Origin of the sequence: Flectobacillus rivi, from assembly GCF_030056655.1 — a bacterium.
Taxonomy (GTDB): domain Bacteria; phylum Bacteroidota; class Bacteroidia; order Cytophagales; family Spirosomataceae; genus Flectobacillus; species Flectobacillus rivi.
The window spans coordinates 452056-458139 of sequence record NZ_JASHIE010000003.1; the positions used below are offsets into that span (position 1 = coordinate 452056).

General features: G+C 35.5%; 5 protein-coding genes. 3 read left to right on the forward strand and 2 right to left on the reverse strand.

Annotation, left to right across the window (positions count from 1 at the left end):
- Nucleotides 1-13: 13 nt before the first annotated feature.
- Together QM481_RS06150 and QM481_RS06155 are read right to left on the reverse strand one after the other, a co-directional pair.
- Complete coding sequence (locus tag QM481_RS06150; protein WP_283381090.1) at nt 14-1060, reverse strand: helix-turn-helix domain-containing protein; 1047 nt, start codon at nt 1058-1060, stop codon at nt 14-16.
- Between the two features lie 166 nt (nt 1061-1226).
- Nucleotides 1227-3554: a DUF6250 domain-containing protein gene (locus tag QM481_RS06155; RefSeq protein ID WP_283381091.1), complete on the reverse strand. Its 2328-nt coding sequence runs from the start codon at nt 3552-3554 to the stop codon at nt 1227-1229.
- A 154-nt stretch (nt 3555-3708) separates the two neighbouring features.
- Between QM481_RS06155 and QM481_RS06160 the strand changes: the two genes are divergently transcribed.
- The 3 genes from QM481_RS06160 to QM481_RS06170 all read left to right on the forward strand — a co-directional run bounded on the left by QM481_RS06160 (nt 3709) and on the right by QM481_RS06170 (nt 5882).
- Nucleotides 3709-4281 carry a hypothetical protein gene (locus tag QM481_RS06160; RefSeq protein WP_283381092.1) on the forward strand — a complete coding sequence of 191 codons (573 nt, stop codon included), beginning with the start codon at nt 3709-3711 and terminating at the stop codon, nt 4279-4281.
- A 164-nt stretch (nt 4282-4445) separates the two neighbouring features.
- Nucleotides 4446-5201 carry an SDR family oxidoreductase gene (locus QM481_RS06165; RefSeq protein ID WP_283381093.1) on the forward strand — a complete coding sequence of 252 codons (756 nt, stop codon included), beginning with the start codon at nt 4446-4448 and terminating at the stop codon, nt 5199-5201.
- A gap of 96 nt (nt 5202-5297) precedes the next feature.
- A complete protein-coding gene (locus QM481_RS06170) occupies nt 5298-5882 on the forward strand; it encodes a TetR/AcrR family transcriptional regulator (RefSeq protein WP_283381094.1) in 585 nt (194 codons plus the stop codon).
- Nucleotides 5883-6084 lie beyond the last annotated feature (202 nt).

Sequence of the window (6084 nt, forward strand, 5' to 3'; positions counted from 1 at the left end):
CTAGGTCTATTTACTACATTATCGAACTTTTTAATACTTCATTTACATTCACATTTAGTAAAGATGCGGCTTTGTTTATCGAAATTAACTCTTGTGATAATGCTCGATACACAAGCTGTTCATAGCGGTGAGAAACCTCTGATGATTGAAATCTTTCTTGATCAATTTCTTTTTTCAAGGCAGGATTAAAATTGAGTTTTTTATAGAATTCAGTAAGTCTATTTTCACTAAAAATATTTGCATCTTTTAATCTGTAAATAATTGCTCGAATACTAATTCCATACTTTTTCTGCACCTCCACTAGCTCTCTAAAAGATATAGACTCCCTTTTATTGCCAAACTCTTTTATCACTAAATTTTGGGGAAATAAAAATTCCGCCGCAAATCTATTACATATATTTTCTTCAAATTTCACATCACACTCAGGCAATTCTAATAATAAATGTCCTAATTCATGTAACAGGGTAAAACGCTTTCTTTCAACACTAAAGGTCTTGTTTAGCACTACAACGGGATACTTTCCATTAATAATGGTTGCTAGACCATCAAAATTATTTTCAGGTTCATTGATTTCTATAATTTTGATTTCCTTATCCTCCAACAATTGTATAATATTATGTATGGGATCAAATCCAATTTCCCATTCGATTCTTAAATCTGATACAATTTCTTCAATATCATTAGTGGCACTAACCTTTCTCCTTTTTATAGGATTTTCAAAGGAATTATTGATTTGAAGTATGTTTTCAATTTCGAGATAATTAGATAGTTCAATCTTAATTTTTTCCTTCAAGGAATTTATTTTCTTTATTGAAAAGGAATTCTTTTTTCGAAAATTAATCTCACCTAACTCAACACTTGATGACAAGAAAAAATAATCCATCTTCACTTCAAGTGCTTTTGCCAGCTTAATAAGCATTTTACTTGAAGGAATTGAATCTCCTTTTTCATATTTTGAAATCATTTGCTTCGACACACCAATCCTATCAGCTAAATCTTGTAAAGACATAGCTTGAAGAATTCTAGCTTGTTTGATTTTTGAAGATACGATTTCTTTCATGGGGTTAATCGATTAGTTGACGTTTTACACAAAAATACACTTTTTGTCAACCACAAAAAACTTTCTGTCGTATAATTTTATAACTCGTGCTGGCTTCCTAGCCAGCACGAGTTATTTCTAAGGATTCCAATTCTTAAATCTGTATCCTTTTGTCTTTTGAATAAACTCAGTCCAATAACTCATAGATTTTTATATCATCTATCCATTGGCGTGATTTGGTCGAGCGAATAGCGAAATAGCCTCCTCCTAGTGGATTAGGGTCTTTTTGAGTAAAATACGGTTCTCCATTTACCCATACTGATACCTGTCCTTTCTTTACTTCCAAAACAATTTTATAAACGGAGTTTTCCGTCAACAAATGTGCTTTATCATTTTTTTCCTGCCACAAAACTCGCTCTCCTCTCCCATCGTATTTTCGTAATCTGGTAGTTGAATTGTAGTTTCCTCCAATACCAACATAATACAAAGCCAATGAATCATACGTCGCAAAATTACCATCAGATTTACGCTCGAACTTAGGGTCTTGGCAACTCCAAAAGAAATTCAAATCTGAAAGTCTGTCGTTGGGTCTACCCTCCACAACCACATTTCTCGTACATTCAATTCGTACGTTTTGTGGGAGTTTCTGATTCAGCCAAGCCGATATACCGCCTTGGGTATCCACCCATAATTTTTCGTCTTTTATACCGTACGAAGAACCTTTGGCTTTATCCCATTCGGTAATCCAATTTTCGCCTAATTCTTTTCTGGAAAAATCATCTTGAAAAACTAGTTTTTGCTTCGGAGCAATTCCCAACTGAATAGCATCGTACATGATTCCTGCCCCATGTTTGAGATTTTTCATCACAAAAGAAAGCGTATTACCTTTTTGCTTTAGATATTTTGCTGAAAAATGTATTTCCCATTGTTGGTAATAACCACTCAAAATCGCTGAACGATAAATACTTGCATCGTTTCCAAATGCTCTTTTTCCAATCAAATTACCATTAATCAACACTTCTGGATTAGCATTTCTACTAGCGCCCGCCACTCCAATAGTCAACACGTATTCGCCTTTGGTATTGCTAAGTGAATCAGGCAAATCAAAATGAATATTCCATGAACCATTTTTTGTTTGGGCATAATACCAATCCTTGATTTTACTTTTTCCTATATAAAAATCAAGGTTTTCAGGAGTTTGGGTAAAAGTCTGATAGTTGCGATTACGTTCGCTAAAACCAAATCCTTTGGTTGTGCGGTCTGCTGTTCCAATTTGCCATAAAGTCGTGGCGCTATTACTTGGTTGAAAACTGACTTTCCCTAAATCAAGCGTTTTGTTCTCCTCTATTTTAACGTTGTCAAGTCGGAATTCCTCCATCACATTTTCAGCAACTACATACAAAGTGTACTTTCCAGCACGAACATTATTGATCGAAAACGATCCATCTTTTTGGCTTCGAGTATCAAAAATATACCCTTGAGATTGAGCCTGCCAATCAAAATTGGGATTTGCCAAAATGATTCTGGCATTGGCTTGAACTTTTCCATTAATCTGCACACTCCCCTTTATAGCTCCACGTTCTAATGGATATTCTTTATCGCTCATCCACGAATAAGGCCATTTTACTTTTTCTTCCTCCGCCTTTTTTTTGGCGTCAGCCCAAATAGCTTTGATATTTTTGCCCTCATTAAAATAAATCAAGAAGGGACCATTGAGCTTCGTCCAGTTGTCTTTGATAAGATTATCTCCTTTTCTTTTATCCAGTAAATAATGTCCACAATTGAACATATTCATCAAAAATGGCGTACTATGGACGGTATTATATTGCTTAGTGGGACCACCATTGAGATATTCATGTGAGGCCTGAATAATAAACATTCCCAGACCAGACTTTTGTCCAGCCATACCATGCACATAACGTCCATCGATATAGTCGCTAAAATCATATTTTGTATAAACTGAGCTATCGGGTAAGCGGTAAGTCCAATCTTGGATTTCTTGCGTCAGCGCACTCATAGGAGGCATTTTACCTTGAATATCATCTCGAACTAAATGATAATCAAACAATTGCTCATCTGCTCGAATACCAAAACGAGTTTGTCCATAATCGGCTATAGAATCGCCTTTTGCATGAGATTGCACCAAATAACAATAAATCCCTGAAGTCTCTTTGGTGAGGATATAATGTAAATCGTAAGTGAAATGATTACTGGCAACGTGTTTGAAAGCAATTTCGACTAAATCAGAGTTTTCCCTAACTACTCTAAACTCACTAGGAGCCATCGAAAAACCTGGTCCGAGCAGGTAAAAACGACCATTTTTTCCTAAAACATTGTCATGCTTTACATACGAAACAGCACTTACATCAGCATTTTTATGCTGAAAAGTAAAGCTTACTTTGCCGTTGGATAAGACCGTTTGTTCGGTCGTAGAATTTCGTTTTACTTGCCCAAATGAATTAAGACTGATTCCTAAAAATAGGAAAAATAGGTTTCTATAAATAAAGGTATTCATGATAGAGATGGTTATGATCTTACAAATGTAGGATACCTTTGTGAAGATACCGTCCTGTGGAGGATGACGTTTTTCTGGTTACATGCTTTGAAAAGAGCGAGAGGAAATTCAAGCTTTACCTTTGCAGATACCTTTACTTTTGAAAACTCTGTCTATGTCTTATTCTTTTAAACTTTTTCTCATACTATCTCTTCCTTCATTTTGGGGATGTGCTCAAGGTTCGACCGCTCAAACTTCTTTAGAAAAATGGCAACAAAAAGCACAATTAGCCTTTCCTGATTCGGAGAAAAGTCAGCTAGTATTTCAATTACATGCTGTGATGGAAAACTTTGAGTCTTCGGAGCAATGGGTTGGAAGAACGCTCTATGATTTGATGAACAAAAACAATTACCGTATTCTGGAAACCGCTTGGTTCGTGGTGGTCAGATTAGATTCTTTGGCAAATACAGAACAAATCATTTATAGCGAAAACTGTCCTGAAGAATACAAAAAATCATTTGAAATACTGCTAAGCCAGAGCTTTGCCTATTTGCAATTCAACAAAAAACCTAGCTGGCAAAAATTATTTAGTCGTAAACAATTACTTTTTGAAACCACCATCAAATGGTATTATGCTGGCGGAACCATCATTGAACAATCATCCAGTGAAGATATAGCTCCTTTCAAAAAGCCTTTCCTTTCATCAAAAGAGACTATTGTTATGCCTCTATTTTCGAAAGAAATGTAATAATCTCTCATTCGGCATACAGTCTTCATTTTCCTCTTCATGTGTTGCAGAAAAATATTTTTCATTTTTTTTTCGATTTTATTTGGAACAATCGTTCCTAATACATTACCTTTACGGAACAAACATTCCAATAAGGGATTTTAAAATCTAAAACAACGAATAAAATGAACAAATTATCAAATAAAATCGCAATCGTTACAGGTGGTAACAGCGGTATCGGATACGCAGCAGCTCAAGAATTAAGTGCAGAAGGCGCAACAGTTATTATAACAGGAAGAAACAAAACCTCGCTAGAAACGGCTGCTTCAGAATTACAAGCCAAAGCCATCGTGGCAGATCAAGGTGACTTAACCTCTATTGATGCATTGGTAGAGGAAGTAAAAGCTACTTATGGTAAAGTCGACATCATTTTCTTAAATGCTGGCGTTGCCTCATTCGCACCTTTGGAATTTGCCACAGAAGAACACTATGATAGCATTATGGATGTCAATGTCAAAGGCGTATTCTTCACACTCCAAAAATTCTTACCTATCTTAAATGACGGTGCCTCGATTATTTTCAATACCTCTATCAATGCCCATGTTGGTATGCCAAATTCTAGTGTGTATGCTGGTAGCAAAGCCACGATTTTGGCCTTCAACAGAGTATTTGCTACAGAATTAGCGCCAAGAAAAATTCGTGTAAATGCCATATCTCCTGGTCCAGTAGAAACTCCTCTTTATGGTAAATTAGGTTTAGGTCACGAAGAAGTAGCTGGTTTTGGCGAAATACTTGGCAAGAAAATCCTATTGAACAGATTTGCACAAGCCAACGAAATTGGTAAAGCTGTCGTATTCTTAGCTTCTTCAGATGCTTCATTTATCACAGGAACTGAACTTGTCATAGATGGAGGCTTGACTGTAAACCCTATATTGAACTAATTTTTTTATCCAAATTTGGAATAAACGTTCCGATTAGATAGCTTTGTTGGAAATCTTTCAGCAAAGCTATTTTGCTACACTAAATCAATACATATTATGGCGAGGACAAAGGAATTTGACGAAACAGAAATCTTGGATAAAGCAATAGATTTATTCTGGTTTAAAGGCTATAATGGGGCATCTATGCAAGATGTAGTCGATTCATTAGGTTTGAGTCGTTCGAGTATATATGATACTTTTGGAGACAAACATAAATTGTATATATCAGCCTTAGAGCAATATCGCAAACAATCTGCGGGTGCATTAATTAACATGGCGAAGCAATCGTCGCATCCCTTGCAAACTATTGAACAGCTTTTCGAAATGTTGACCAATGAAAGTGTAAATACCGTTTGTCACAAGGGCTGTTTTATGACAAATAGTACGATTGAACTCGCACCTCATGATCTTGAAATTCAGAAAATTGTGAAAGACAATATGCAGGACATAGAAGACGCTTTTTATCTTCTTGTCAAAAAAGGACAGGATTTAGGAGAAATCAACCAAAAAAGTGATGCAAAAGCCTTAGCTCGTTTTCTATTTAATACGATTTCAGGGCTTAGAGTTGCTGCTAAGTCAGGAGCCGACAAAGCTGTTTATCAGGATATTATTGGAGTGACTTTGTCGGTGATTAGGTATTAGTGCTGAATTATGAGTTGTAATTTAAATATCAATACTTTATACTCAAAAATTGAATTAATAGGCTTTAGGTTATAAGTTATAGTTACTCTACCCGATGATTTTTATAACTTTCTGACTATAAACTACTTTTGTTTTATAAGCTTACAGAACACCCGGATGATTTTGTACGATAGATTAACTAAATCGGAATTAGGGTTCTTTA